The 24,376-nt window shown below is 69.2% G+C and carries 22 protein-coding genes, 1 pseudogene and 1 riboswitch; of the genes and pseudogenes, 15 read left to right on the forward strand and 8 right to left on the reverse strand.

The features are described from left to right. Window positions 1–51 precede the first annotated feature (51 nt). From LR393_RS04555 to LR393_RS04565, 3 genes are all read left to right on the forward strand, one after another. Window positions 52–768: a GNAT family N-acetyltransferase gene (locus LR393_RS04555; RefSeq protein WP_231481852.1), complete on the forward strand. Its 717-nt coding sequence runs from the start codon at window positions 52–54 to the stop codon at window positions 766–768. Window positions 769–820: 52 nt separating this feature from the next. After that, window positions 821–934: riboswitch (SAM riboswitch) on the forward strand. A 45-nt stretch (window positions 935–979) separates the two neighbouring features. Then, window positions 980–1,885: a glutathione S-transferase C-terminal domain-containing protein gene (locus tag LR393_RS04560; RefSeq protein WP_231481861.1), complete on the forward strand. Its 906-nt coding sequence runs from the start codon at window positions 980–982 to the stop codon at window positions 1,883–1,885. Between the two features lie 158 nt (window positions 1,886–2,043). Next, window positions 2,044–3,636 carry an LCP family protein gene (locus LR393_RS04565; protein WP_231481862.1) on the forward strand — a complete coding sequence of 531 codons (1,593 nt, stop codon included), beginning with the start codon at window positions 2,044–2,046 and terminating at the stop codon, window positions 3,634–3,636. Between the two features lie 11 nt (window positions 3,637–3,647). Here the strand turns inward: LR393_RS04565 and LR393_RS04570 are convergent, their stop codons facing one another. From LR393_RS04570 to LR393_RS04585, 4 genes are all read right to left on the reverse strand, one after another. Then, window positions 3,648–4,973, reverse strand: coding sequence for a HAMP domain-containing sensor histidine kinase (locus LR393_RS04570; RefSeq protein WP_231481863.1), 1,326 nt, complete (start codon window positions 4,971–4,973; stop codon window positions 3,648–3,650). Beyond that, window positions 4,966–5,640 (reverse strand): response regulator transcription factor, encoded by a 675-nt coding sequence (locus LR393_RS04575; RefSeq protein ID WP_231481865.1) that lies wholly within the window; start codon window positions 5,638–5,640, stop codon window positions 4,966–4,968. The genes LR393_RS04570 and LR393_RS04575 overlap by 8 nt, the downstream gene beginning before the upstream one ends. Before the next feature lie 97 nt (window positions 5,641–5,737). Beyond that, the gene (locus LR393_RS04580) at window positions 5,738–7,075 is read right to left on the reverse strand and encodes a carbohydrate-binding protein (RefSeq protein WP_231481867.1); all 1,338 of its coding nucleotides are present in this window, start codon (window positions 7,073–7,075) and stop codon (window positions 5,738–5,740) included. A gap of 97 nt (window positions 7,076–7,172) precedes the next feature. After that, window positions 7,173–8,648 (reverse strand): glycosyl hydrolase family 18 protein, encoded by a 1,476-nt coding sequence (locus tag LR393_RS04585; RefSeq protein ID WP_231481869.1) that lies wholly within the window; start codon window positions 8,646–8,648, stop codon window positions 7,173–7,175. A 207-nt stretch (window positions 8,649–8,855) separates the two neighbouring features. On the opposite strand from LR393_RS04585, the pseudogene LR393_RS36920 reads away from it, so the two are divergent. Further along, window positions 8,856–9,509, forward strand: a pseudogene (locus LR393_RS36920) (FAD-dependent monooxygenase); the annotation flags it as partial. A 137-nt stretch (window positions 9,510–9,646) separates the two neighbouring features. Here LR393_RS36920 and LR393_RS04595 read toward each other — a convergent pair. Then, the gene (locus LR393_RS04595; RefSeq protein ID WP_231481872.1) at window positions 9,647–9,958 is read right to left on the reverse strand and encodes a CBU_0592 family membrane protein; all 312 of its coding nucleotides are present in this window, start codon (window positions 9,956–9,958) and stop codon (window positions 9,647–9,649) included. 126 nt (window positions 9,959–10,084) lie between these two features. Here LR393_RS04595 and LR393_RS04600 point away from each other — a divergent pair, with 126 nt between their 5' ends. Continuing rightward, complete coding sequence (locus tag LR393_RS04600; protein WP_231481879.1) at window positions 10,085–11,005, forward strand: LysR family transcriptional regulator; 921 nt, start codon at window positions 10,085–10,087, stop codon at window positions 11,003–11,005. Between the two features lie 37 nt (window positions 11,006–11,042). After that, entirely contained in the window at window positions 11,043–11,915 is an 873-nt protein-coding gene (locus LR393_RS04605) for a diacylglycerol/lipid kinase family protein (RefSeq protein WP_231481881.1), read from the forward strand. A gap of 72 nt (window positions 11,916–11,987) precedes the next feature. Here LR393_RS04605 and LR393_RS04610 read toward each other — a convergent pair whose 3' ends face one another. Beyond that, a complete protein-coding gene (locus tag LR393_RS04610) occupies window positions 11,988–13,076 on the reverse strand; it encodes an alpha/beta fold hydrolase (protein WP_231481887.1) in 1,089 nt (362 codons plus the stop codon). Window positions 13,077–13,191: 115 nt separating this feature from the next. Then, the gene (locus LR393_RS04615; RefSeq protein WP_231481888.1) at window positions 13,192–13,791 is read right to left on the reverse strand and encodes a TetR/AcrR family transcriptional regulator; all 600 of its coding nucleotides are present in this window, start codon (window positions 13,789–13,791) and stop codon (window positions 13,192–13,194) included. Window positions 13,792–13,854: 63 nt separating this feature from the next. On the opposite strand from LR393_RS04615, the gene LR393_RS04620 reads away from it, so the two are divergent. The 8 genes from LR393_RS04620 to LR393_RS04655 all read left to right on the forward strand — a co-directional run bounded on the left by LR393_RS04620 (window position 13,855) and on the right by LR393_RS04655 (window position 22,092). Further along, the gene (locus tag LR393_RS04620; protein WP_231481889.1) at window positions 13,855–14,727 is read left to right on the forward strand and encodes an oxidoreductase; all 873 of its coding nucleotides are present in this window, start codon (window positions 13,855–13,857) and stop codon (window positions 14,725–14,727) included. 140 nt (window positions 14,728–14,867) lie between these two features. After that, window positions 14,868–15,332: an Lrp/AsnC family transcriptional regulator gene (locus LR393_RS04625; RefSeq protein WP_231481890.1), complete on the forward strand. Its 465-nt coding sequence runs from the start codon at window positions 14,868–14,870 to the stop codon at window positions 15,330–15,332. Between the two features lie 109 nt (window positions 15,333–15,441). Further along, on the forward strand, window positions 15,442–16,467 hold the full coding sequence (locus LR393_RS04630; protein ID WP_231481891.1) for a Glu/Leu/Phe/Val dehydrogenase dimerization domain-containing protein: 1,026 nt from the start codon (window positions 15,442–15,444) through the stop codon (window positions 16,465–16,467). Between the two features lie 300 nt (window positions 16,468–16,767). Next, window positions 16,768–17,751, forward strand: coding sequence for an ABC transporter substrate-binding protein (locus LR393_RS04635; protein ID WP_231481892.1), 984 nt, complete (start codon window positions 16,768–16,770; stop codon window positions 17,749–17,751). A gap of 125 nt (window positions 17,752–17,876) precedes the next feature. Further along, the gene (locus LR393_RS04640; RefSeq protein ID WP_231481893.1) at window positions 17,877–19,397 is read left to right on the forward strand and encodes a sugar ABC transporter ATP-binding protein; all 1,521 of its coding nucleotides are present in this window, start codon (window positions 17,877–17,879) and stop codon (window positions 19,395–19,397) included. After that, window positions 19,394–20,416, forward strand: coding sequence for an ABC transporter permease (locus LR393_RS04645; protein WP_231481894.1), 1,023 nt, complete (start codon window positions 19,394–19,396; stop codon window positions 20,414–20,416). Before LR393_RS04640 ends, LR393_RS04645 begins: the two co-directional genes overlap by 4 nt. Before the next feature lie 41 nt (window positions 20,417–20,457). After that, window positions 20,458–21,444: a galactofuranose ABC transporter, permease protein YjfF gene (yjfF, locus tag LR393_RS04650; protein ID WP_345718917.1), complete on the forward strand. Its 987-nt coding sequence runs from the start codon at window positions 20,458–20,460 to the stop codon at window positions 21,442–21,444. Between the two features lie 96 nt (window positions 21,445–21,540). Next, window positions 21,541–22,092, forward strand: a complete 552-nt coding sequence (locus tag LR393_RS04655; RefSeq protein ID WP_231481896.1) for a hypothetical protein — start codon at window positions 21,541–21,543, stop codon at window positions 22,090–22,092. Here LR393_RS04655 and LR393_RS04660 read toward each other — a convergent pair. After that, window positions 22,083–22,343, reverse strand: coding sequence for a hypothetical protein (locus LR393_RS04660; RefSeq protein ID WP_231481897.1), 261 nt, complete (start codon window positions 22,341–22,343; stop codon window positions 22,083–22,085). The genes LR393_RS04655 and LR393_RS04660 overlap by 10 nt on opposite strands. A gap of 265 nt (window positions 22,344–22,608) precedes the next feature. Here LR393_RS04660 and LR393_RS04665 point away from each other — a divergent pair, with 265 nt between their 5' ends. Continuing rightward, window positions 22,609–24,171, forward strand: a complete 1,563-nt coding sequence (locus LR393_RS04665; RefSeq protein ID WP_231481898.1) for a M1 family metallopeptidase — start codon at window positions 22,609–22,611, stop codon at window positions 24,169–24,171. Window positions 24,172–24,376 lie beyond the last annotated feature (205 nt).

Below are 24,376 nucleotides of genomic sequence, written 5' to 3' on the forward strand. Positions count from 1 at the left end.
CCTCCGTGATGCACTGCGCACGACGTAGCGATCTTTCGAGGGAACGGCACCATGACGAACGACTCCAGCCCCGAGCAGCTCCACCCGCTCGACCGCCCGTCGTACAGTTCCCTCACCGGACCGCACCGGCGGTTCGCGATCGGCACCGACCGGGCCGTGCGGTACCCGGCCGACGTCTCCCCGATGACCGGGATGTCCGACCCCGCCGACCCGCAGGTCTGGGCCGACCTGGGCGACCTGGCCGGGCCCGGGCGGACCGTGCTCCTGCCCGGCCCCGCGAACACCGTCGACCACCTGCCCGCGGGCTGGGAGATCGTGATGAACCTGCCCGGCGTGCAGCTGGTGGCCACCGACGCACTCGTCACCGCACCCGACCCGGAGCTCCTGACGCTGGGCCCCGGCGACGTGGACGACATGCTCGATCTGGTGGCCCGCACCCAGCCGGGCCCGTTCGAGCGCCGCACCATCGAGCTCGGTACTTACCGGGGTGTGCGCGTCGACGGCAAGCTGGTGGCGATGGGTGGCGAGCGCTTCCGGCCGCCGGGCTTCACCGAGATCAGCGCGGTCTGCACCGATCCCGCCCAGCGGGGCCGGGGCCTGGCCGGCCGGGTGATCCGGGCCGTCGCCCACGGCATCCGCGAGCGCGGGGAGGTGCCGATGCTGCACACGGCCGCCACCAACACCACCGCCGTCCGCCTCTACGAGCACCTCGGTTTCGCGATCCGCTGGTACCCGACCTTCTTCGTCCTCCGCGCCCCCGCCGCGTAAAGTCTACTAATCTTGTCGACTTTATGGTTGCGGCTTGTTACCGTGGTTCACAGGTCAAGAGCATCAGCGTCAAGCCCCGGCTCGCTGATCAGCAACCCTCCTGTCGCGGCGGGGTGCTCCGGGTGAAGACCGGGCCGTCGCGATCCTGCGGCGGCAAGCGTGGCTCGTCCCGGACCGGAACGGTGGGGGCGGCCAGGACTCGGAGGTCACCATGCGGCAGGCGGAACAGATCCGGACCGGCTCCACGACCCGTACCCGGACGAGAACCCGAACCAGCCGGGCCATCTGCGGAAGGCTCGGCGACCCGACGACATTCGCCCCGGACGGTCCGCCCGGGGTCTTCGTGGCCGCGCCCGGCCGCTTCCATCTCTTCGCCGACCGCACGAGCGCCGCGGCCCACCGCAGCACCCTGGTGATCGCGCTCGCCGGGCTGGGTGACGTGATCACGGTCTCGACGGTCGACGATGCCGCGGGGGCGCTGGGATCGGCGGACGCGCTGGGATCGCCGGGATCGCGGGGGGAGAGGCGTCTCGCGCCGGTGCCCCTGCACCGCAACCGGCTTCCCGGTCTGGAAGAGGCCTACCGGGCCACCGATGCGCAGTTCACCGGCCCGGCCACCGTGCCGGCGCTCTGGGACCGCGACACCTACCGGGTGGTGAGTAACGACTACCCCACCCTGGAGCGGGATCTCGCCACCGAGTTCGCCGGCTGGTCGGCCACCGGCGTCCAGCTCTACCCGCGCGAGCGGCGGGCCGAGATCGACGAACTGGACCGCTGGCTCGGCCCGGTCGTCGATCAGGGGCCCTCACGGCTGCGGATCGGCAGTGACCGCAACGGCGATCGGGCCCGGGCCCTGCTGAACGAGGCCTTCGCCCGCCTCGACCGCACCCTGTCGAACTCGCGTTACCTTCTGGGAGAACAACTCACGCTGGCCGACGTGCGGCTGTGGGTGACGCTCGTGCGTTTCGGGGCGGACGCGGGCCGTCCGGGGCGGATCTCGGCCGAGCTGCAGCGTTTCGCCAGTCTCTGGGCCTACGCACAGAATCTTTACGAGCGTGAGGAGTTCCGCGCCACGACCGACGCCGAAGCCCTGCGTCGTCCCTCGTTCGGGGTCTGACACAGAGCTTTTCGTAAGGCCCGACGCACGGAGGGTGACGGGCCTCAAGGGTTTCGACCCTGGCGTTAACGATGGTTCAGGTGCGGTTCAGGGTCTGGGCGTCACCATGCCAGCGTGGTCCCCAGAAACTGCTCGACGCGCCGTGTGGATGTCCGGTCGTGAGCCAGAGGAAAGCCCAGCGGGATCTGGAGCGACAGCTCGACGGAGCGCGACCGGTGCGTCACTCCCGCGGTCGCCGGTACGGAGGCTGGGGCAAGTACGTGCTCGGCACCGTGGTGCTGCTGGTCGCGAGCACCGCCGGCGGCGGGGCGTACTTCTACCAGCACCTGAACGGCAACATTGCGTCGTCGGCCCTGTTCAGCGGCACGACCGGCAGCGCGGGCGTGCAGAAGGCCGACGACCAGGGCCGGTTCCCGATCAATGTGCTGGTGATCGGGACCGACTCGCGGCAGGGGGAGAACTGCAAGCTCGGAGGGGCCTGCGGTGACACCGGTTCCAACGCCGACGTCGAGCTCCTGGTGCACGTCTCGGCCGACCGCACCAACATCACCGCGATGAGCATTCCGCGCGACACGATGACGGACATGCCCGGCTGCGAGGACTCGACCACCGGCCGGAGCGTCGCGGCCCGGTTCGGGCAGATCAACAGTGCCCTGGCCTACGGCCCGGGCTGCTCGGTGGCCGCGATCCACCAGCTCACCGGCATCACGATCGACCACTTCGCGATGGTCGACTTCTCCGGCGTGATCAAGATGTCCGACGCCACCGGCGGCGTGCAGGTCTGCGTCAGCGGCGACGTCTACGACACCTACTCGCACCTGAAACTGTCCAAGGGCAAGCACACGCTCAAGGGCGAGGCCGCGCTGCAGTTCGTGCGCACGCGCCACGGTTTCGGCGACGGCAGCGACCTGGGCCGCACCTACGGCCAGCACGCGTTCCTGTCCGCGTCCATCCGTTCCCTGAAGGACAAGGGCACGCTGCTGAACCCGACCAAGCTGTACGGGGTGGCGAACGCGGCGACCAGCGCCCTCACCGTCGACGAGGGCCTGGACAGCATCCCGAAGCTGATCGACCTGGCCACCGAGTTCAACAAGGTCGGCACCGACCGCATCACCTTCACCACGATGCAGACGGCCGCCGACCCGGACAACGCCAACCGGGTGGTGCCCGCGGCGGCGGCCCAGAAGCTGTTCGCCACGATCGCCGAGGACCAGTCGCTCTCCAAGGCGAAGACGGCGACCTCCACGCCGACGGCCGCCGCCACGACGGCTGCGGTCGAGCAGGTGGCCGGCACGAGTTTCACCGTCGAGGTGAGCAACCGCGGCGGCCAGGACGGCCGCGCCTCCGCGCTGACCAAGGTGCTCCAGCAACAGGGCTATGACCAGGCCGTCACCGACTCCTCGTCCGGTGACCTCCAGAGCCGTACGGCCGTGCTCTACCCCAAGGGCAAGGTCGACCAGGCCCAGCAGCTCGCCGCCGACCTGGACGTGCCCTCGTCCCTGCTGCGGAAGAGCACCGACGTCGACGAGGTCACCCTGGTCATCGGCCAGGACTGGAGCACCGGCGACACCTACCCCAAGAGCACGACCAAGCAGCGCAAGGAAGCCCTCACCGACTCCCACGCCTCTACCGCCAAGAAGGCCGAGTGCGTGCCGGTGAGCACCTACAACACGGTGAAGTACAACGGCGTCTCGATGACCCCGGGCCAGGCCTACGCGGCGGCGACCAGTAAGAAGGACTCGGACGAATAGACGTCGGCCGGCTAACCGCTGGTCGGCAGGCGCATCTCCAGCCGGGCGCCGCCCAGCGCGGAGGTGTCCAGCCGGGCCGAGCCGCCCGCGTCGCGGGCGGCCTCGGCGATGATCGCCAGACCCAGGCCGGCGCCGCCGCGGTCCCGGTCGCGGGAGTCGTCGCGCCGCTCGAAGCGGCGGAAGACGCGCTCGCGGTCCTCGACCGGCACCCCGGGGCCGTCGTCGTCCACCCGCAGAACCGCGTGGCCGCCGTCGTCGTGCAGGCCGAGGGCGACGGTGGTGCGGGCGTGACGGCGGGCGTTCTCCACGGCATTGCGCACGGCGCGGGTCATCAGGGCGATGTCGGCGACGACGCGGGCCGGGCCCACGCCGGTGGCGTCGACCCGTACACCGAGCGCACGCAGCCGGGCGCCCTCGGCCAGCACCAGGTCGTCCAGGTCGATCTCCTGCCGGTTCACCGAGCGCCGCTCGTCCACCCGGGCCAGCAGCAGCAGGTCGCTGACCAGTTCCTCGAGCCGGGCGGCCTCGGTGTCCACCACCTCGGCCAGGCCGGTGAGTGTGGTGGCGTCCGGGTGCAGCAGGGCCACCTGGGCGTGCTGGCGGATGGCGGCGACGGGGGAGCGCAGCTCGTGCGAGGCGTCCGACACGAACCGCTGCTGCACGTGCCGGGCCGTCTCCAGGCGGGCGAGCATGTGGTTCATCGTCTCGGCCATCCGCGCCACCTCGTCCCGTCCGGGCGGGGCCACGATGCGTCCGGACGGGTCGTCGCCGATCTTCTCCACGTCGGAACGGATCTGCTCGACCGGGCGCAGTGATCGCCCGACCACCGTCCAGGTGAGCGCCGCGACGAACAGGCTCACGGCCGGTACCCCCGCCCCCAGGAGCCAGCTCGCCGACCGGGTGGCGTCGTCCGCACCCTCCAGCGAGCGCGCCACCACGATGTACTGCACGACGCCGTCCTGCAGGCGCACCCGGCTGGAGCGCACGGCCCAGCGCTCGCCCATCAGTCGCACGACCTGGGGCCGGCTGCTCACCGGCAGGGGCGGGACCTGCGCGAAGTCGTCGTCCGCGACCGCGACCACGTGCCCGCCGCGTTGCAGCTGGATGATCACCTCGTCGGCCTCGAAGGGTGGCAGCACGCCGTCCGCCTCGGTCTCGCGGGCCAGCTGCACCGCCTGCTGCCGCGCGGTGGTGGACTGGGCCCGGCTCACCTGGGAGCGCAGCAGCAGCACGAACCCGGCGGCGCCGACGGCCAGCACCAGCAGCACGATGATCGTGGTGGCGGTGGTGATGCGGACACGCAGGGAGGTCGAGACGTACCGCCGGTGCTCAGGCATCCTCGATCAGCCGGTACCCGGCGCCGCGCACGGTCACGACGGTCTCCACCCCGAACGGCCGGTCGATCTTGGCCCGCAGGTGGGCCACGTAGACCTCGACGATGTTCGGGTCGCCCTCGAAGTCGTCGTCCCACACCCCGTTGAGGATGTCCTGCTTGGACATCACCGTGCCCGCGCGCCGGGCCAGGAAGGCCAGCACCGCGAACTCCCGGCTGGTCAGGGTGATGGGTGTGCGCCCGCGCCGCACCTCGCGGGAGGCCGGGTCGACCACCAGGGTGCCGACGGTCAGCAGGGTCGGGCGCTCGGGCCGTCCCCGTCGCACCAGGGCGCGCAGCCGGGCCACCAGCACCGGGAACTCGACCGGTTTGACCACGTAGTCGTCGGCGCCGGTGTCGAGCCCCTCGACCTGGTCCCAGGCGCCGTCCTTGGCCGTGAGCATCATGATCGGGGTCCAGTTGTGCTCGTCGCGCAGGGTGCGGCAGACCTGGTACCCGTTGAGCCCGGGCATCATCACGTCCAGCACCATCGCGTCGTACTGCACCTCGCGGGCCCGCCAGAGCCCGTCGATCCCGTTCTCGGCGACGTCCACCGAGAAACCCTCCGCGACCAGTCCCCGGCGGATGCCCTCGGCGAACCGGGCCTCGTCGTCAACCACCAGGACTCGCACCTGAGCAGTCTGCATCCTGGCGGTTGAATCCCTGCTGAAGGGGTGGGGTGAGTCACCGGGCCGGGGATCCCGGCCCGGTGACCGGGTGCCGTCCTGCTCAGTGCCGGAAGGTGAAACTGTCCAGGTCGACGAAGTCGCTCGGCTGCCCGGACGAGAACGTCAGGTAGACGTCGTGCGTGCCGGTCACGCCCGACAGCGATCCCGGTACCTCCTTGTAGGTCTGCCAGCCGCCGGTATTGGCCACCGCGATGGTCGAGACCGGGCTTGCCGTGGCACTGTCCAGCCGCACCTCGACCAGGCCGCTGACGCCGGCGGCGGCCCCGGACGCGACCTTCGCCGCGAACGTGTGGGCCGCCGAGGAGCCGAAGTTCACGCCGTTGTACACGGCCCGGTCGCCGTTCGCGATGTATCCCAGCTTCTTGCCTCCGCCGTCGACGTCGGCGATCTGGGTACCGACCTGGCTGTCGTAGCTCTCGGCCTGGATGGTGGCGTAGGCGTCGCGGTTCCCACCGGCCGGGGGAGGAGTGGTGCCGCCCCCGCTCCTGCTCGAGACCGTCACGTAGTCGACGGTCATCGGGACCCCGGAGGCGGTGGACGCGGTCGGGTTGCCCGGCCAGCTGCCGCCGACGGCCACGTTGAGGATCAGGAAGAAGCCGTGGTGCGTGGCGTTGTTCCACGTCGTGGCGTCCATCTGGCTCGCCGAGACGGAGTGGAACTGCTGCCCGTCGATGTACCAGCGCAGCTGCTCGGGCGAGGTGCTGCGGTCGAGTTCCACCGCGTAGGTGTGGAATCCGCCCTGCAGGGTGGGACTGAAGCCGGACTTGCTGCCGCCCAGCCCGTTGTACTCGTTGCACGGACCGCCGGGAGCGACCCCGCAGTGCAGGGTGCCGTACCCGGTGTTCACCCCGTTGACGTTCTCCATCACGTCGATCTCACCGACGCCCGGCCAGTTGGTGTAGTTGCCGCGGAAGGCGTCACCGAGCGACCAGAAGGCCGGCCAGATGCCCTGCGCGGCGGCCCCGGTCACGTTCGGGAGCTGGATCCGGCTCTCGAACCGCACCACTCCGCCCGCCGGGGCGGCGAAATCGGTGCGCTGGGTCTCGATCCGGGCGGAGGTCCAGTTGCCCGAGGCGTCGCGCAGCGGGGTGATCCGCAGGTTCCCGTTGCCGTCGAGGCTGACGTTCTGGGTGCGGTTGGTCATCTCCTCGATCTCGCCGGTGCCCCAGTTCCCGGCGCCGCCGGGGTAGCTGTGCCCGAGATCGAAGATCCAGTTACCGGAGGAGGGAAGGGTGTTCGCGGTGCCGTTGAAGTCGTCCGACCAGACGGTGGTGAATCCGGCCGGTGGGGCGGGCACGGCGGCGGTGGCCGGGGCGCTGCCCAGGAGAACGGCCACGCACGCGGTGGCCAGGAGGGCGGAGATACGTCGGAAAGACATGTCAGAGAATCCTCTTCGTCGAGGTTCGCCAAGGTTCCGAGGGGGAGAGGGCGCCCGGCCCAGTGTCAGGGTGAGGGCCGGGCGCCCCGATGTGGTGTCAGCCCAGGCCGCTGGAGACGGCCTTCGTCAGCTCGGCGCCGGTGGTGTCACCGGACAGTTCCCAGGCGAAGGCTCCGCCCAGGCTCTGCTGCTTGGCGTACGTCATCTTCCCGGCGATGGTGGCGGGCGTGTCGTAGCTCCACCAGTTGCTGCCGCACTTGGCGTACGCGGTGCCGGCCACGGTGCCGGTGGACGGGCACGAGGTCTTGAGCACCTTGTAGTCCTCGATGCCGGCCTCGTAGGTGCCCGGTGCCGGTCCGGTGGCCGAACCACCCGGTGCCGCCTGGGTGACCCCGGTCCAGCCCCGGCCGTAGTAGCCGATGCCCAGAAGCAGCTTGCTGCTGGGGATCCCGAGGCTCTTCAGCTTCGCGATCGCCGTGGCCGAGTCGAAGCCGGTGATCGGGGCCCCGCTGTAACCGGTCAGCGGTGAGTGCGGGGCGGTCGGGCCGTCGGCGTCGAACGCGCCGTAGAAGTCGTACGTCATCGGCAGGTACCAGTCCACGTACTGGGCTGCCCCGGCGTAGTCGGCCTTCTCGATCTTGCCGCCGGAGGTGCCGTCGGCGGTGATAGCGGAGGTGACCAGGTCGCTGCCGAACGAGGTGCGCAAGGCTGCCATCAGCTTGCGGTAGGCGTCGAAACCGCTGGTGTCGGTGGTCAGGCCGGTGGCGTTCGGGTACTCCCAGTCGATGTCGATCCCGTCGAAGACATCGGCCCAGCGGGGGTCTTCGACCAGGGCCCGGCAGGACTGGGCGAAGGCGGTGGGGTTGGCCGCCGCCGCACCGAAGCCGCCCGACCAGGTCCAGCCGCCGAACGACCAGATCACCTTGAGGTTGGGGTACTTCTTCTTCAGCTGGCGCAGCTGGTTGAAGTTGCCCGCCACCGCCTGGTCCCAGGTGTCGGCCGTACCGCTCACGGAATCCGCCGCGGTGAAGGTCTTCTGGTAGTCGGCGTAGGCGTCGCCGATGGCGCACTTGCCCCCGGTGACGTTGCCGAAGGCGTAGTTGATGTGCGTCAGCTTCGCCGCGGCACCGCTGGTGTCCAGCGCCTTGACCTGGAAGTTGCGCTGGTAGGTGCTCCACTCGGTGTAGTACCCGACGACCTTCTTACCGCTGGTGGTCGGAGGAGTGGTGGGTGGAGTCGTCGGGGGAGTGGTGGGTGGAGTCGTGGGTGGCGTGGTGGGAGGTGTGGTCGGGTTGGTTCCGCCACAGGCTCCTCCGTCCACCCAGACGTCCTGTGAATTCGCCCCCGGAACGTCGCCGTACGTCCACCATTTCGCGGTCCAGGTATGACCGTTGTAGGTGACGACGGCGCCGCCGGTGTAGGCGACGTCCTTGGCCCAGGTGGCTCCGGAGCAGGTGGCCGCGGCCGCCGACACCGGTGTGGCGGCCTGGGCTCCCATGGGTGACATCGTCGCGACCAGCGCGACTGCTGCGGCGGCGGACAGGCCGACGGCAAGCAAGCGAGCACGCTTCATGGCGTTCCCCTTCAGGGCGGGAGTCATGATTAGTGAAGAGTCTTTACGTATTGCTGTCCCAAAAAGATACCCACACAGGAGACGTAAAGGGAAGTATTCAAAATCCCGTACACCGCATTGACGGGAGATTGAAAACCTGGGATGACATGGGCGTCCTTACGTTTCGGGCTGGTTAATTTGCGCCCGGTGGTAAAGATTTTGACCCTGATGGGATCAGGAGCGGCCCAGTCCGGCGAGGCCGGCGTGAATGAAGGTCGTGAGGGTCTCGATCGCCTCGTCGTCGCTCGTGTGCGGCGTGGGCACGGTGGCGAACGACCACATCAGCCGGCTGATGATCGTCGCGGCCACGATCGGGTCGCCCGGCAGGTCCAGGCCGGACAGGTGCTCGGCGATGTGCCGCAGGTCGGGCTCCAGCATCTCGTCCTGGCGCCGGGCGAACGATTCGTCCACGGTGGAGGCCTGCTGCAGGGCGACCATCACGGTGCGGTGCTGCCGCTGGAAGTCCCAGAAGGTGGCGACGCTGTCGATCGAGTTCGGCCTGGGGTGGAGACCCTGACCCAGGACGAGCGTGGCGTACATCTCACGCTCGACAGCGGTGAGGGCCTCACGACCCGGTCCGTGGTGGGTGCCGATGGTGCACGTAGCACCGTACGTCGCGCTCTCGGTGTCGGTTTCGAGGGTGAGACACACGAGGCCGAACGGTTGTTCATCGCCGACGCGAAGCTCGGCGGCCTGGACCGGGACAGCTGGCTGAACACCGGGATCCAGGCTGCGTACAACCTCGGCTGGAAGCCGGCAGGCGTCTGGGAAGGGAACGACACGGTGCTGGACACTTGTGAGGCGGAACGGCTTCCGGTCGCCGCGGCGGTGCTCGGCATCAGCACCCAGCTGTTCGGGCGGTGCGCCGGCCGGACGACGCCAGGCGCCGCGACGACCCGGTGCTCAAGCAGCTCTCCCGGCTACCTCAAACCGACCGGTCCGGGGTGGAAGTCGCTTGATCAGGCGAATTCCGGGATCGGGCCGGTCGGGGGCGGGGCTGATACCGAGGCCGATACCGAGGTTGATACGGAGGCCTGGCGGCGCTCCAGCAGCGTGGTGACCACGGCGTGGGTGCCGATCGCCGCCCAGAGCAGGTTGGAGACGGCGCTGGGCCAGGCTCCGTACATCGAACTGGCGATGCCGCCGGCCGTGCCGCCGATCGCGTTGAGGAGTGAGTAGCGCAGGGACGTCGCCGTCCAGCGCCCCCGGCTCAGGAGGACATAGGCGCCGAAAGTGCCCATGGTGCCCAGCCAGCCGAGCATTGCCGCCATCGGAGCAGCCTTCTTTCGATCGTGAGGGAGGGAGCCGGATCGCCGTCTCCCGCGCATGATGATGAGACTCCGGATGCCTTCAGCACAATTGCACTTCGCTGCATCCGGCGTTTAGCGTTACTGAACATGAGGATCGACCCCCGGAGGCTCCGGTTCCTGCTGGCGATCGCGCGGGAGGGAGGGGTGCTGGCGGCGGCCGACGAGTTGGGTGTCACGCCGTCTGCCGTTTCCCAGCAGTTGGCCCGTCTGGAGGCCGAAACTGGTTGCGCCCTGGTCACTCGGACGGCTCATGGCATCCTGCTCACCGAGGCCGGTCAGGCCCTGGTGGAGACGGCCGAGGAGATCGAGCGGGCGCTGAACCTGGTGCGCGCCAAACTGCTCGAGGACGAGGTCGACCCGGTCGGCACGGTGCGGGTCGGGATCTTCCAGACCTTCCTGCGGGTCGTCTTCGCGCCCAGCCTGCCGGAGTGGAAGCAGCGCCACCCCCGCCTGCGGTTCGAGGTGCGCGAAGACGATCAGGAAGAGCTGCTGCGGATGCTCCGATCGGGTGATCTGGACCTGGTGGTGCTGGAACTGGACTCCCAGCAGGCTTCGCCCCGGCTGCCGAAGAACATGACCGAGACACCCCTGCTCGACGAGCCCTGGCGTCTGGTCGTACCTGCCGGGGCGACCCAGGTCGACGTGGTCGACCTGGCCAGGCAGTCCCTGCCCTGGCTCGGCCCCGACGCCTCGGCCGCCGGTTCCCAGGCCACCCACCGGGTCCGGCGCGCCCTGGGGATCTCGGGTCCGACCGTGCACCGCTACCAAGACATCCAGACCGCGCTCGCCCTGGTCGCGGCGGGGGAGGGCGTGGCTCTGGTGCCGTCGCTGGCCCTGATCGGCCAGTCGCACCCGGGGGTCAGCCCGCTCGAGATGCCGGGGCTCGGCACCCGCCGCATCGTGCTGCGCCGCTACGAGGGCCGCAACGTCCCCGAGGCCCAGGACGTGGCGGTCACGCTGATCCGCGAGGCCGCCGCGGCGGTGAGTCTGGAGGAATCGGTCAGCTGACCGTGCCGTTCCGCCCCGGTAACGCCATGATCAGTGCATGCCGTTCGACCGGGTCGTCCTGATCTTCAACCCCCACAGCACCGGTGATGCGAAGGGTAAGGCCCACCAATTGAGGGACGAGGTGCTCGCCGGCCGTCCCGATGCGCGGGTCGAGTTGCTGCCCACCGAGTATGCCGGGCACGCACGCACCCTCGCCCAGGAGGCGGCCGGTGACGGGCGTCCTCTGATCGTCTCTGTGAGTGGTGACGGCGGGTACAACGAAGTGGTGAACGGGATCATGGATGCCGGTGACACCCACGCCGTGGCCACCGTGGTGGCCGCCGGCAACGCGAACGACCACCACCGCGTGACCGCGCCGCGTCCTCTGCCCGAGGCCCTCGCGCAGGACGAGGTGCGGCCGATGGACCTGCTGCACCTGAGCGTCAACGGCGAGAAGCTCACCCGGTACGCGCACTCCTACATCGGGTTCGGCCTCACCCCGGTGGTCGCGGTCGAGCTGGAGAAGGGCACCAAGGGGTCGCTGAGCGAGATCGTCACCGTGGTGCGCTCGTTCAGCAGTTTCCGGCCGCTGCGCGTCGAGCTGGCCGACGGCGGGCGCATCGCCATCGACAGCCTGGTGTTCTCGAACATCCCGCAGATGGCCAAGGTGCTCAAGCTCAGCGACAACGGCGACCCGGAGGACGGCCTCTTCGAGGTCACCCTGACACCCCACGAACCCCGCTGGCGGGCGGTCACCAAGGTCGTGCACGCCGCCACCACCGGCCTCGGGCAGCAGCCGAGCGTCACCGACTACCGGTTCACCGCACTGAAGGCGGCGCCACTGCAGATCGACGGCGAGGTCCTGGAGATCGAGGGGGGCGACCGCGTGCGGATCGAGATCGCGCCGGGAGCCCTGGCCACACTGCGCTGACCGGCTCGGTGACCCCTTTCCCCGGGGACGGTTCGCAGGATCCCGAACGGGGAAAGGCCTCGTCACGCCGCATCAACTGACGAAGAAGTCCTCCAGCAGCTGGGTGAACGCCCTCGGCCGGTCCAGATGCACGACATGGGTGGCGTCTGTCGACCGGTAGGTGCCGTTGGTCAGCAGTGACGCTGCCCGTTGTCCGTCCTGCGTCGTCATGGCTCCGTTCAGGGTGCCGTCGGCCAGGACGGAGGGCTCGGCCTGCAGCAACAGCACCGGGCGGGTGATCGCGCGCAGTGCCTGGGCGTGGTCGAACCCGGCGTTCCAGGTGCCGTCGTGGAAGGCCGCGCCGAAGCGGGGGTCGAACTGCCCCATACCCCGCACGAAGAGCCGCGTGGTGTCGTCGGGCAGGAAGCGGATCTCCAGCGGTGCCCCGGGATTCGCGCTGCGGTACGACTTCACGGCGGCGGTCAGCACCGTCGCCGAGCCCCTGAAGGCGTGCTTGTCGAAGAACTTGCGGTTGCTGTCGATCCAGTAGAGCAGGAAGTCGTCCACGTGCTGGGCCACGGCGTCGGCGCAGGTCGCGAACGACCGGTCGGCGATCGTGCCGGCGATCCGGCCGGCCTCGGAGGAGAACAACGGCGGGTCTTCCAGCAGCGCCGCCCGTACCAGGTCGGGGCGGTTCGCCGCGAGCCAGGTGGTCAGCAGCCCACCCGAGGAGTTGCCGGTGACGAACGCCGGCCCGGTCGTCGCCGTCATGAAGGCGGCCAGGTCGGTCCCGATCCGCTGGGCCGTCATCGCGTACCCCTCCGGCCCGGTGGTCGCGCCGTGCCCCGGGTAGTCGATGTCGAAGACGTGGAACGACCTGGCCAGCGCGGGCAGCACCCGGCTGTAGCTGAACCAGTCCATGTGCTGGGCGTGCAGCAGCACCAGGGCGGGGCCGTTGTCGGGCCCCTCCGCGTAGCTCAGGTTCACGCCGTTGATCAGGGCCGTCTTCTGGGTGAAGCCGGCGTCGGCCACTTTCTGCTGCCAGGGGTCGACGTAGCTGTCGAGCTGGTGGTTCACCACCACCAGGCCGCCCACCGACGTCAGGGCCAGGGCGCCGGCCGCGGCACCCAGCCATTTTCGCCGGGAAAGGTGATGCGGGGGTGCGGTGTCAGAGGTGTTCATGGATCCGTCCGGGCTGAGGCAGGGTGACGGTCATCATTCGAGGGCCGTGTGCTGCCGTCCGGATGACCGTTCGCTGACGGTTGGCTGACGGTCGTTCGCGTCGGCTCGCGTCGGCTCAGGCCCGGCCCGCACCCCGGACGAACTGTTCCACCGCGGTGTTCGCCAGCCCCTCGAGCAGGTCCGGCGGGGCCAGATGGCCGTTGGTCATCGCGGCGATGCCGTGCATGGTCGCGAACAGCACGATGCCGATCTGGTCGATCGGGCCCTCGCGCAGCACGCCCTGCACCTGCCCCTCCTGGAGCAGATCTTCCAGCAGGGTGAACGACGGCTGGGCCGCCGCCAGGAACACATCGGCGTTCTCGCCGTGCTTGCGCGAGAACATCAGTTCCAGCAGCGCCGCGTCGCGGGTCGCGAACCGCGTGTAGGTCTGGGTCAGCGCCTTCAGGCGGGCCACGAAATCATCCCCGGCCCGCGCCACCGCCGCCCGCAGCTCGGTGTCGATCCGCTGGAAACCGTTGACGGCCAGCGCGTCGAGAAGGGACTGCCGGTCGGGGAAATGGCGGCGCGGGGCGGCATGACTGACGCCCACCTGACGCGCCAGGTCACGCAGCGACAGCGCGTCGACGCCACTCTCGCGGGCGGTCTGCTCGGCGGCCGCGAGCAGTGCCGCGCGCAGATTTCCGTGGTGGTAACGCTCGTCGGTCTCGGCTGGCACGGCCTTAGCCTACCCGGATGTTGGCGTTGACTACATAAGTAGTCGATGCCTACATTGTTGTCTGTGACTACATTCAGCGTTCCCTCCCAGGACGGCCGCACGGTCGTCGTCACCGGCGCCAGCAGCGGGATCGGCCTGGCGGCGACCCGGGCGCTCGCCGCCGCCGGTGCGCATGTCGTTCTCGCCGTGCGCAATCCCGAGAAAGGACGCCGGGCCGCCGCGTCCCTGGCCGGGTCGACCGAGGTACGTGTGCTGGACCTGGCCGAACTGGCGTCGGTGCGGGCGTTCGCCGCCGGATTCGACCGGCCCATCGATCTTCTCGTCAACAACGCCGGCATCATGATGCCCCCGCTCCAGCGCACCGCCGACGGCTTCGAGTCGCAGTTCGGCACCAACCACCTCGGGCACTTCGCGCTGACCAACCTGCTGCTGTCCCAGATCAGAGGACGCGTCGTCACCGTCTCGTCCAACGGTCACCGGGCCGGTGCGGTCGACTTCGCCGATCTCAACTGGGAACGCCGCCCCTACCGGCCCTTTCCCGCCTACGCCCAGTCGAAGCTGGCGAACCTGCTGTTCACGGCCGAGCTCCAGCGCCGCCTGACGGACGCCGGTTCCCCGGTGATCGCGACCGCCGCCCATCCGGGGCTGGCGGCGACCAACCTCGGCCACTCGTTCAGCGACCGGCCCGGACTGTCGCTCATGGTCCGGGTGAGCAACCGGCTGGCCCAGAGCGAGGACGGCGGCGCCCTGCCGACCCTCTTCGCCGCCACCGCCGACGTTCCGCGCAATGCCTACGCCGGCCCGACCGGCTTCCTGCGTTCGCGGGGTGAGCCCGGGCTGATCACCCCGTCGAAGGCGGCCCGCGACGCCGACGTGGCCCGGCGGCTCTGGACGGTGTCGGAAGACCTGACCGGAGTGACCTTCCCGGCCCTGTGACCCCCAATCCTTGTCCGTGATCATGCAAAACCTCCCCGGCGTTCTAGAACTCTTCGCCCGGGAGTTCTAGAACTCTGGGGAGATCTTGCATGATCACGGAGGGTTGGAGGATCACGAACTAAGGGCGTTAGTTTGGCCGGATGGACGAACGAGATGCGGCGATTCTGACTGAGCTGCAGCAGAACGCCCGCCTGACCAACCGGCAGCTGGCGGCGCGGGTGGGGCTGGCGCCCTCGAGCACCCTCGTGCGCACCCGGGCGCTGGAGCGGTCGGGGGTGCTCGCCGGGTATCACGCCCGCGTCGACCTGACCCGGATCGGGCGCGGGGTGCAGGCCATGATCGCGTTCCAGGTGCGGCCGCTGAGCCGTGACGTGATCCAGGGTTTCAAGGCCTTCGCGCTCGCGCAGCCCGAGGTGCTGGCCGTCTACGTGGTGGCCGGCAGCGAGGACTTCCTGGTGCACGTGGCGGTGCCGAGCGTCGACGCGATGCACGGCATGCTCGTCGACCGGTTCAGTGCCCGTAAGGAGGTCATCGGGTTCCGGACCTCGCTGCTCTACGAGCACACCGAGAACCGGACCGTGGCGCCGACCGCACTGGACGGCTGATCGGGGCATGTGCCGAACTTTGTTCGGTTGAACGAACGGTGGTTCGGAGCAGGGCGCACGTTGTTCGCCGATCCCGTTCGAGGGTCGTTCGGCGTGTTGTCCTGCCTCCATGGAAACCCTTACAGCTGAACAGGTCCGGATCGAGCGCGGGCCCCGGTCGGGGCAGCTGATCATGATCGGCATCGACTCGGCACGGCTGGGTCCGGCGCTGGGTGGCTGCCGGATCAAGCCCTATGACCGCTGGCAGGACGGTCTCGACGACGTGCTGAGGCTGTCCGCCGCGATGACCCGGAAGGCAGCCCTGGCCGGGCTGGACCACGGGGGCGGCAAGACCGTCGTGGCCCTGGACGGCAGCGCCTTCGACCGGGACGACCTGCTCGCCGACATCGCCGGGCTGATCGAGGATCTGGACGGCCGGTACATCACCGGCCCGGACATCGGCACCGGCCCGGCCGACATGGGGGTTCTGCACCGCCACACCCCGCACGTGCTCTGCCGTCCCGAGGAGGAGGGTGGCAGCGGTGACTCGTCCGGGCCCACGGCGTTGGGTGTGCGCAGCTCGATCGAGGCCGTCTGCGAGCACCTCTGGCCCGGGCGAGACCTTGCGGACCTGCGGTTCACCCTGATCGGGCTCGGCCACGTCGGGGCCCGCATCGGTCACTGGCTGGCCGGGCGGGGCGCCCGGCTGACGGTGACCGACCTCGATCCCGGGCGCAAAACCCTGGCGCGGCAATGGAATGCCACCTGGACCACCCCGGAACGGGCGCTGTCGGCGGAGGCCGACGTCCTCGTCCCCTGCGCGACCGGAGGCCTCCTGACCGCGGCGACCACCTCGTCCGTTGCTGCCGGAGCCGTGGTCGGTGCGGCCAACAATCAGCTCGACCACGACGACACCGCACAGCTGCTGCACGCCCGCGGCGTGCTGTGGGCGCCGGACACCGTGGTCAGCGGGGGCGGGATCATCGCCTCGGTGGCGCGGGAGCTGCGGGGCGCGAGTGCGCCGGAGGCCGAGCGGGAGGTGCTGGGCATCGGCCCGCGCCTGGCCACGATTCTCGACGACGCCCGGGCGCGCGGCATCACCCCGCTGCGGGCCTCGCAGGGTCTGGTCGACCTGCGCCTGCGGACAGGGCGATGATGCGTGAAGGCCCCGGGAATGCCAAGGATAATGCGGTGGGCGGTCCGGATATCTGGCATAACAGTAAGCCCCCGGAAAAGCCATGAATAAGTCTGGCACTGGACGTTGCATTTCGACCGCTTGACGCCTGGTGTGCGAGCAGTAAAACTCCTGGCACGAACCGGCCGGCCGGATTCTCGAGGGTACTCGGTGGCCGGACGCAGGAGTTCGCAAACAATTCGACGACATCGTTCCCGCACTGCCGTAACCAAAATTGTGAACGTTAACAACGGGGTTGGCGTGGTGCGTCAGGAGGCTGGGATGTTCAGGAAACGGGCCGGTGTACTGCTCACGGCAGCGTTGCTCGTCAGTGTGCTGGGCGCCTGTGGTGACGACGACTCGGGCGACGGTGGGGGTGGCGGTGGTGACAAGCTGACCATTGGCTTCGCCCAGGTGGGCGCCGAAAGTGGCTGGCGTACAGCAAATACCAAGTCGATTCAGGAATCGGCCAAGGCGGCCGGGGTCGAGCTGAAGTTCTCCGACGCGCAGGGCAAGCAGGAGAACCAGATCAAGGCGATCCGGTCGTTCATCACTCAGCGGGTCGACGTGATCGCCTTCTCGCCGGTGGTGGAGTCGGGCTGGGACACCGTGCTGAAGGAAGCCAAGGACGCCGAGATCCCGGTGATTCTCACGGACCGGGCCATCGATTCGACCGACGAAAGTCTTTACGAAAGTTTTATCGGCTCGGATTTCGTCCTGGAGGGCAAGAAGGCCGGTGAATGGCTGGTCGAGGACGAGAAGGACGAGCCCGGCCCGGTGAACATCGTCGAGCTCCAGGGAACCCCGGGCGCGGCCCCGGCGAACGACCGTAAGGCCGGTTTCGCCGACGCCATCAAGGCCGACCCGAAATTCAAGATCATCGCTTCGCAGACGGGTCAGTTCACCCGCACCGACGGCAAGCAGGTGATGGAGACCTTCCTCAAGTCGCACCCCGACATCGACGTGCTCTATGCCCACAACGACGACATGGGCCTGGGTGCGATCGAGGCGATCGAGGCGGCCGGCAAGACCCCGGGCAAGGACATCAAGATCATCACGGTGGACGCTGTCAAGGACGGCATGACCGCGCTGTCCGAGGGGAAGATCAACTTCATCGTCGAGTGCAGCCCGCTGCTCGGGCCGCAACTCATGGACCTGGCCAAGACCGTCGCCGACGGCGGCACCGTGGACAAGCGGGTGCTGACGGAGGAGACGACCTTCACGCCGGAGCAGGCGAAGGAAGTCCTCCCCGAGCGCAAGTACTGAGCAGCTGACCTACCCACCCACCCACTTCTGGTCGTGATCATGCAGAACCTCCCCGGAGTTCTGGAACTGTCGTCGCGGGAGTTCTAGAACACTGGGGAGGTTCTGCATGATCACGGGGGAGACGTATGAGCGCTGACGATGACGTGGTTCTCGAGATGACGGGGATCCGCAAGGTTTTCCCCGGGGTGGTGGCGCTGGACGGCGTCGACCTGTGGTTGCGGGCCGGTGAGGTGCACGCGCTGATGGGTGAGAACGGGGCCGGGAAGTCCACCCTGATCAAGGTTCTCACCGGGGTGTACGACATCGACGGGGGTGACGTGCGGCTGGCCGGGCAGCCGGTGCGGTTCGGCGGGCCCCTGGCCGCGCAGCAGGCCGGGATCAGCACGGTCTACCAGGAGGTGAATCTCTGCGCGAATCTCTCCGTCGCGGAGAACATCCTGCTGGGCCGCGAACCCCGGCGCCTGGGTAAGATCCGGTGGGGCGCGATGCGGCGCCGGGCCCGGGAGCTGCTGGCCGGGCTCGACCTGGACCTGGACGTCACCGCGCCGCTGAGTACCTACTCGCTGGCGATCCAGCAGATGGTCGCGATCGCCCGGGCCGTCGACATCGATGCCAAGGTGCTCATCCTCGACGAGCCCACCTCCAGCCTCGATGCCTCCGAGGTGCAGCGGCTCTTCGAGGTGATGCGGCGGCTGAAGAACCAGGGCGTGGCGATCGTCTTCGTGTCGCACTTCCTCGACCAGGTCTACCAGGTCGCCGACCGGATGACCGTGCTGCGCAACGGCACGCTGGTGGGGGAGTTCCGCACCGCCGAGTTGCCGCCGATGCGGCTGGTGGCCGCGATGATCGGTAAGGAACTGGCCACGCTGGAAGATCTGGAGAAGCAGCCGACCGGGCGGGTGCAGAAGGCCGAGCCGTTGCTGGAGGCCGAGGACCTGGGCCGTCAGGGCGGGATCGAGCCGTTCACGCTGAGCATCCACGCCGGGGAGATCGTCGGTCTGGCCGGGCTTCTCGGATCGGGGCGCACCGAGCTGGCGCGGTTGCTGTTCGGGGCCGACCGGGCGGACGCGGGCCGGCTGAAGGTCGACGGCAAGAACGCGGTGTTCCGGACGCCTCGCGCGGCCATGAGCCGCGGTATCGCCTTCTCCTCGGAGAACCGGCGCACCGAGGGGGTGGTCGGGGACCTGAGTGTGCGGGACAACGTCATCCTGGCGTTGCAGGCCTCACGCGGCTGGATGCGGCCGGTCTCGCGGCGGCGGGCCGACGAGCTGGCGGACCAGTACATCAAGGCCCTGCAGATCCGCCCGGCCGATCCCGACCGCCTGGTCAAGGACCTGAGCGGCGGCAACCAGCAGAAGGTGCTGCTGGCGCGGTGGCTGATCACGCAGCCCCGGTTGTTCATCGTGGACGAGCCCACGCGCGGCATCGATGTCGGGGCCAAGGCCGAGATTCAGCGGCTGATAGCAGAACTCGCCGACGGCGGGATGGCGGTGCTGTTCGTCAGCGCCGAGCTGGAAGAGGTGCTGCGCCTCAGCCACAAGATCGAGATCCTGCGGGAGCGCCGTCTGGTGGAGGAACTGGAGAACACCGACGCCGTGGACGCGACGAGGATCATGCAGACGATTGCCGGGGAGCAGGCGTCATGACCTTCCACAAGCACCACCTGTTCTGGCCCTTCGCGGTCTTCGTGCTGCTGCTGGTGCTGAACATCTTCTTCTCGAACAACTTCTTCAGTATCACCGTGCACGACGGCCACCTCTACGGCTCGCTGATCGACATCGCCCGGCGCGCGGCCCCCCTGATCCTGGTCGGGGTGGGGATGACGCTGGTCATCGCGACCGGCGGCATCGACCTGTCGGTGGGCTCGGTGATGGCCGTCAGCGGTGCACTGTCGTGCCTGCTGATCGGTGACCTGGGCGACCCGGACGGCGTCGCCGGGGTGCTCGGGGCCATCGCGGTCGCCCTGCTGCTGTGCCTGGGACTCGGCGTCTGGAACGGGTTCCTGGTCTCGGTGATCGGGATCCAGCCGATCGTGGCCACCCTCATCCTGATGGTCGCGGGCCGGGGCCTGGCCCAGCTGATCACCGGCGGGCAGATCCTCAACGTGACGTCCGCGCCGTACCGGGTGATCGGGGCCGGGTACTTCCTGGCCCTGCCGGTGTCGGTGCTCATCGCTGTGGCCGTCGCGATCGTCGCCGGCCTGCTGACCCGCCGCACGGCGCTCGGTCTGCTGCTGCAGTCGGTCGGCGGCAGCCCGGCCGCGAGCCGCCTGGCGGGTATTCAGGCGCGCGGCCTGACCTGGCTGGTCTACGTGATCGCGGCGGTCTGCGCCGGGATCGCCGGGCTGATCTACAGCTCCAACGTGGCCAGCGCCGACAGCAACGCGGCCGGCAACCTGATTGAGCTGGACGCCATCCTCGCGGTCGTCATCGGCGGCACCGCCCTGACCGGGGGCCGGTTCTCGCTGTCCGGCACGGTGCTCGGCGCGGTGCTGATCGAGACGCTGAACGTGACCATCCTCAGCGTCGGCATCCCGGTCGAGGCCACGCTCCTGTTCAAGGCGGTCGTCGTGGTCGTGCTCTGCCTCGGCCAGTCCCCGGCCTTCCGCGAGCGCGTGCTCCGGCGGCGCACACCGGTTGTCGCCACGAAGGAGGTTGCCGCGTGACCACGGACACCACCGCACCCGACCAGACCCCCTCGTCCATCATTGGACGCCCGAAAAGGCAACGCTGGCAACCGGACCGCCAGCACGTCCCGGTCATCGCCACCCTGACGCTGCTGGCGTTCATGTACGGCATCGGGGTGGTGAACTACGAGGGGTTCGACGACATCCAGGTCGTGCTGAACATCTTCGTGGACGGCGCCTTCCTGCTGGTGGTCGCGGTCGGGATGACCTTCGTGATCCTCACCGGCGGAATCGACCTGTCGGTGGGGGCCGTGATCGCCCTGACCACGACGCTGGGCGCGACCCTGCTGCACGCCGGCTGGCCCGCGGGAGTCGTTCTGCCGCTGCTGCTCCTGCTCGGCACCACGCTGGGGCTGGCGATGGGCGCGGTGATCCACTACTTCGAGGTCGAGCCGTTCATCGCCACGCTGGCCGGGATGTTCCTCGCCCGGGGCCTGGCCCTGCTGATCAACCGCAACTCGATCCCGATCGACAACGGGTTCTGGGTCTCGGTGGCCCAGGAGCGCATCCGTTTCGACAAGGGCGTGTTCATCTCGAGCAGCGTCGTCATCGCCCTGCTGGTGGTGCTGGTCGCCGCGATCGTGCTGGCCTGGACCCGGTTCGGCCGTTGCGTCTACGCGATCGGCGGGAACGCCGATTCCGCGCTGTTGATGGGCCTTCCCGTGGCCCGCACGCGGGTCGCGGTGTACGGCATCAGCGGGTTCTGCGCGGCGCTGGGCGGGGTGCTGTACAGCTTTTACACGCTGTCCGGCTACAGCCTGCACGCCCAGGGCCTGGAGCTGGACGCGATCGCCGCGGTGGTGATCGGCGGGGTGCTGCTCGCGGGCGGGTCGGGCTACCTGTTCGGCACCGTGCTGGGGGTTCTCGTGCTCGGGCTGATCCAGACCATCATCACGTTCCAGGGCACCCTGAGTTCGTGGTGGACGCGGATCGTGGTCGGGGTGCTGCTCTTCGCGTTCATCGTTCTGCAGCGGGTGGTCGCCGGAAAGCGGTCCGTGCAGCGCTGAACCGGGTGCGTACAGTACGGGCGCATGAAGCCGTTCGAGTTCCGTCCCGCGCAGGGCCCCTAGTCGACCGGGCAGTCGTGGCTGTTCGTCTGTGCCGTGCCCGATCTGGCCGGGGACGCCGATCTGGCGGCGTTGTTCGGGAGCTGCCGCCGGGCGCTGGAGGGGTTCCCGATCGCCCCGGTCGCGGACGAGGCGCTGCGGGTGACGCTGGCGCAGGTCGGTGACGCGCCGGCGGCGCAGATCGGTGCGGGGGAGCGGGAGGCGCTGCTCGAGGTGTTGCGGGCGCGGCTGCGGGAGGTCCGGCCGCTGGAGATCCTGGCGGGCAGTCCGCTCGCCTACGCCACCGGTGCCCTCTGCGATCTGGAGGACGAGCCACTGCAGGACCTGATCGGCATCGTGCGGTCGGTGATCCGGGACCTGCGGGGGACGGAGGCCGACACCTTCCACCCCGGGGTCACCCATCTGACGCTCGGCTACGCCTTCGCCGAGGCCTCCACGGACGATCTGGCGCGCCGTCTACGCCGCGTCCGTCCCAGTCACGCCCGGATGCGCATCGATGCGCTGCACCTGCTCGAGGTGAGCACGGACCCGGCCGCCCGGGCCTTCCGCCTGGTCCCCGTCGGTGTGGTGCCCCTGGGTCAGAGGTAGACGTCCAGGCTTGAGGACGAGGTGGTCGTCTGCGGGGTGGTGGCAGCAGAGGACGACGTGGTCGGGGTGGTCGGGCTGCTCGCGGCGGCGATGGCCGCCTGGTCGAGCGTGATGCGGGCCTGGTCGGCGTTCAGCACCTGCTGACCGGCCTTGGCCTTCTGATCGGCCTGGAGCGTCTTCTGGTCGGTCTGCAGCTGCTTCTGCAGGGCGGCGAGCGAGGACGAGGAGCCACCGACGGAGCTGACGGCCATGATCTTCCAACCTCCGGGAACGAGCGAGCGGGACACCTGAACCGTCGACGCGGCCGGTGGCGGCGTGAGGCGGCCCGCCTGTGGGAAGTCTGTGAACGTCCGGAGGCGTTATGCGGCGTAGGGGTCGGTCAGCGTCATCGGCGTCTGCGCGGGTCCAGGCCGAGTTCGGTGGTGGCGGCCTCCAGCTGTCGCATTGAGAGGCAGTCAACCGATCCCATCGCGAAAAAGGTTTGCGGCATAACACCCAAAGCGTACGTTTTTGGCCATGACGAGATCCTGGTTGCGACATCCGGCCGCCACGGCGGCCACCGTCAGTCTCGGGCTCCTGGCCGCGGTCGGCGTTCCCGGCACCGCCCTGGCCTCTGCCGGTGGGGGCGTGTTCGACCCGCGGCCGGGCAGCGCCGGTATCGGTGACCGGCTCTACCCGACGCTCGGCAACGGCGGATACGACGCCCAGCACTACGACCTGGACGTGAAGTACCTGACCGGCGAGCCGTCGTCGGGCATCGACGGCTCTGTCACCATGAAGGCCAGGGCCACTCAAGATCTTTCGCGGTTCGACCTGGACTTCAGCGGCGACTCGGTCGGTGCGGTCACGGTCAACGGCAGGAAGGCCGGCTTCCGTCGCGACGGCGAGGATCTCGTGATCACCCCGGCGAAGGCCCTGCACCGGGGTGCCACCTTCACCGTGACGGTCAGCCATTTCACCGCCACCCCGACGGAGCCGATCCCGGGGGAGCTGCTGTCGGCGGTCTTCTTCATCACCCCGGACGGGTCGGCGACCTCCGGTCAGCCCAACGCCATGCACGCGGTGTACCCCTCGAACGACCACCCGCGCGACAAGGCCTCGTTCACCATCTCGATGAACGTGCCGAAGAACGAGACCGCCGTGGCCAACGGCGTCCTCCAGCACAAGAAGACCAGGGGCGACCGCACCACCTGGACCTACGAACAGCGTCAGCCGATGGCCACCGAGCTGACCCAGCTCGCGGCGGGCCAGTTCACCGTCATCGACCAGGGCAAGGTCAACGGCGTACCGGTACGCGACGTGGTGCCCACCCGTCTGGTGGACGAGTACAAGTCCAGGCTGGCCGTCTCCAGGAAGCAGATCGCCTGGATGGAGAAGCGGGTCACGAAGTACCCGTTCGACCTGTACGGCTCCCTGGTGGTGGACACGCAGCTCGGATTCGCCCTGGAGACCCAGACCCTGTCGCTGTACGACACGCCCTGGTGGGACTACCCGGAGTACGTCTGGGACCCGGTGATGAACCACGAGCTCGCCCACCAGTGGTTCGGGGACGACGTGGCCCCCTGGGAGTGGAGCGACGTCTGGCTGAACGAGGGCCACGCCACCTGGTACGAGCAGCTGTACGCCTTCGACCAGCCCGGGTACACGGTCGGCACGTTCGACGACTCGATGAAGGCCGAGTACGCCGACGCGAACATCCAGCGCGCCGAGAACGGGCCGGTGGCGCAGCCCAGGAGCGGCGACGTCTACGACGTGTTCAACAGCAACGTCTACGGTGGCGGCGCCCTGGTGCTCTACGCGCTGCGGCAGAAGATCGGCACCCAGAAGTTCGTCGCGCTGGAACGGGCCTGGGTGACGAAGTACTCCGGGAAGAGCGCATCCACAGCCGATTTCATCGCCCTGGCCTCCAAGGTCTCCGGCCACGACCAGAGCGCGTTCCTGAAGGACTGGCTCTACGGCACGACCGTGCCGCCGATGCCCGGCCACCCGGACTGGACCGCGACCGACCCGGGCAGCGCATCGGCCCAGCGTTCGGCGCCGTCCCTGGCGCCGCTGGTGAAGCGGGACGCCCGGATCTGATCACTCGTCAGTGAGGGCGCGCCGGGCCGGGGGCAATACCGGCCCGGCGCGCCCCGGCCGATCAGGCCGTGGGTAACACTGGTCTGCTCTGACCCGCACCACGTTCCTGGTGGTGGGCTCCACCAGGCCGGCCGGCTTGCGCAGCGCCGGCATCGAGCCCGAGATCGATGCGCACGGCCGCACCCCGATCGCGGTCTGGCAGGTG

This window comes from Kineosporia mesophila (assembly GCF_021129235.1).
Classification (GTDB): Bacteria; Actinomycetota; Actinomycetes; order Actinomycetales; family Kineosporiaceae; genus Kineosporia; species Kineosporia mesophila.

Excerpts from the sequence above, each read along its gene's own strand:
- LR393_RS04570 (WP_231481863.1), bottom strand. The coding sequence starts at position 4,973 with ATGCCTGAGCACCGGCGGTACGTCTCGACCTCCCTGCGTGTCCGCATC.
- LR393_RS04605 (WP_231481881.1), top strand. The coding sequence starts at position 11,043 with ATGCCGTTCGACCGGGTCGTCCTGATCTTCAACCCCCACAGCACCGGT.
- LR393_RS04625 (WP_231481890.1), top strand. The coding sequence starts at position 14,868 with ATGGACGAACGAGATGCGGCGATTCTGACTGAGCTGCAGCAGAACGCC.
- LR393_RS04560 (WP_231481861.1), top strand. The coding sequence starts at position 980 with ATGCGGCAGGCGGAACAGATCCGGACCGGCTCCACGACCCGTACCCGG.
- LR393_RS04645 (WP_231481894.1), top strand. The coding sequence starts at position 19,394 with ATGACCTTCCACAAGCACCACCTGTTCTGGCCCTTCGCGGTCTTCGTG.
- LR393_RS04665 (WP_231481898.1), top strand. The coding sequence starts at position 22,609 with ATGACGAGATCCTGGTTGCGACATCCGGCCGCCACGGCGGCCACCGTC.
- LR393_RS04640 (WP_231481893.1), top strand. The coding sequence starts at position 17,877 with ATGAGCGCTGACGATGACGTGGTTCTCGAGATGACGGGGATCCGCAAG.
- LR393_RS04660 (WP_231481897.1), bottom strand. The coding sequence starts at position 22,343 with ATGGCCGTCAGCTCCGTCGGTGGCTCCTCGTCCTCGCTCGCCGCCCTG.
- LR393_RS04580 (WP_231481867.1), bottom strand. The coding sequence starts at position 7,075 with ATGTCTTTCCGACGTATCTCCGCCCTCCTGGCCACCGCGTGCGTGGCC.
- LR393_RS04555 (WP_231481852.1), top strand. The coding sequence starts at position 52 with ATGACGAACGACTCCAGCCCCGAGCAGCTCCACCCGCTCGACCGCCCG.
- LR393_RS04585 (WP_231481869.1), bottom strand. The coding sequence starts at position 8,648 with ATGAAGCGTGCTCGCTTGCTTGCCGTCGGCCTGTCCGCCGCCGCAGCA.
- LR393_RS04630 (WP_231481891.1), top strand. The coding sequence starts at position 15,442 with ATGGAAACCCTTACAGCTGAACAGGTCCGGATCGAGCGCGGGCCCCGG.
- LR393_RS04610 (WP_231481887.1), bottom strand. The coding sequence starts at position 13,076 with ATGAACACCTCTGACACCGCACCCCCGCATCACCTTTCCCGGCGAAAA.
- LR393_RS04595 (WP_231481872.1), bottom strand. The coding sequence starts at position 9,958 with ATGGCGGCAATGCTCGGCTGGCTGGGCACCATGGGCACTTTCGGCGCC.
- LR393_RS04600 (WP_231481879.1), top strand. The coding sequence starts at position 10,085 with ATGAGGATCGACCCCCGGAGGCTCCGGTTCCTGCTGGCGATCGCGCGG.
- LR393_RS04635 (WP_231481892.1), top strand. The coding sequence starts at position 16,768 with ATGTTCAGGAAACGGGCCGGTGTACTGCTCACGGCAGCGTTGCTCGTC.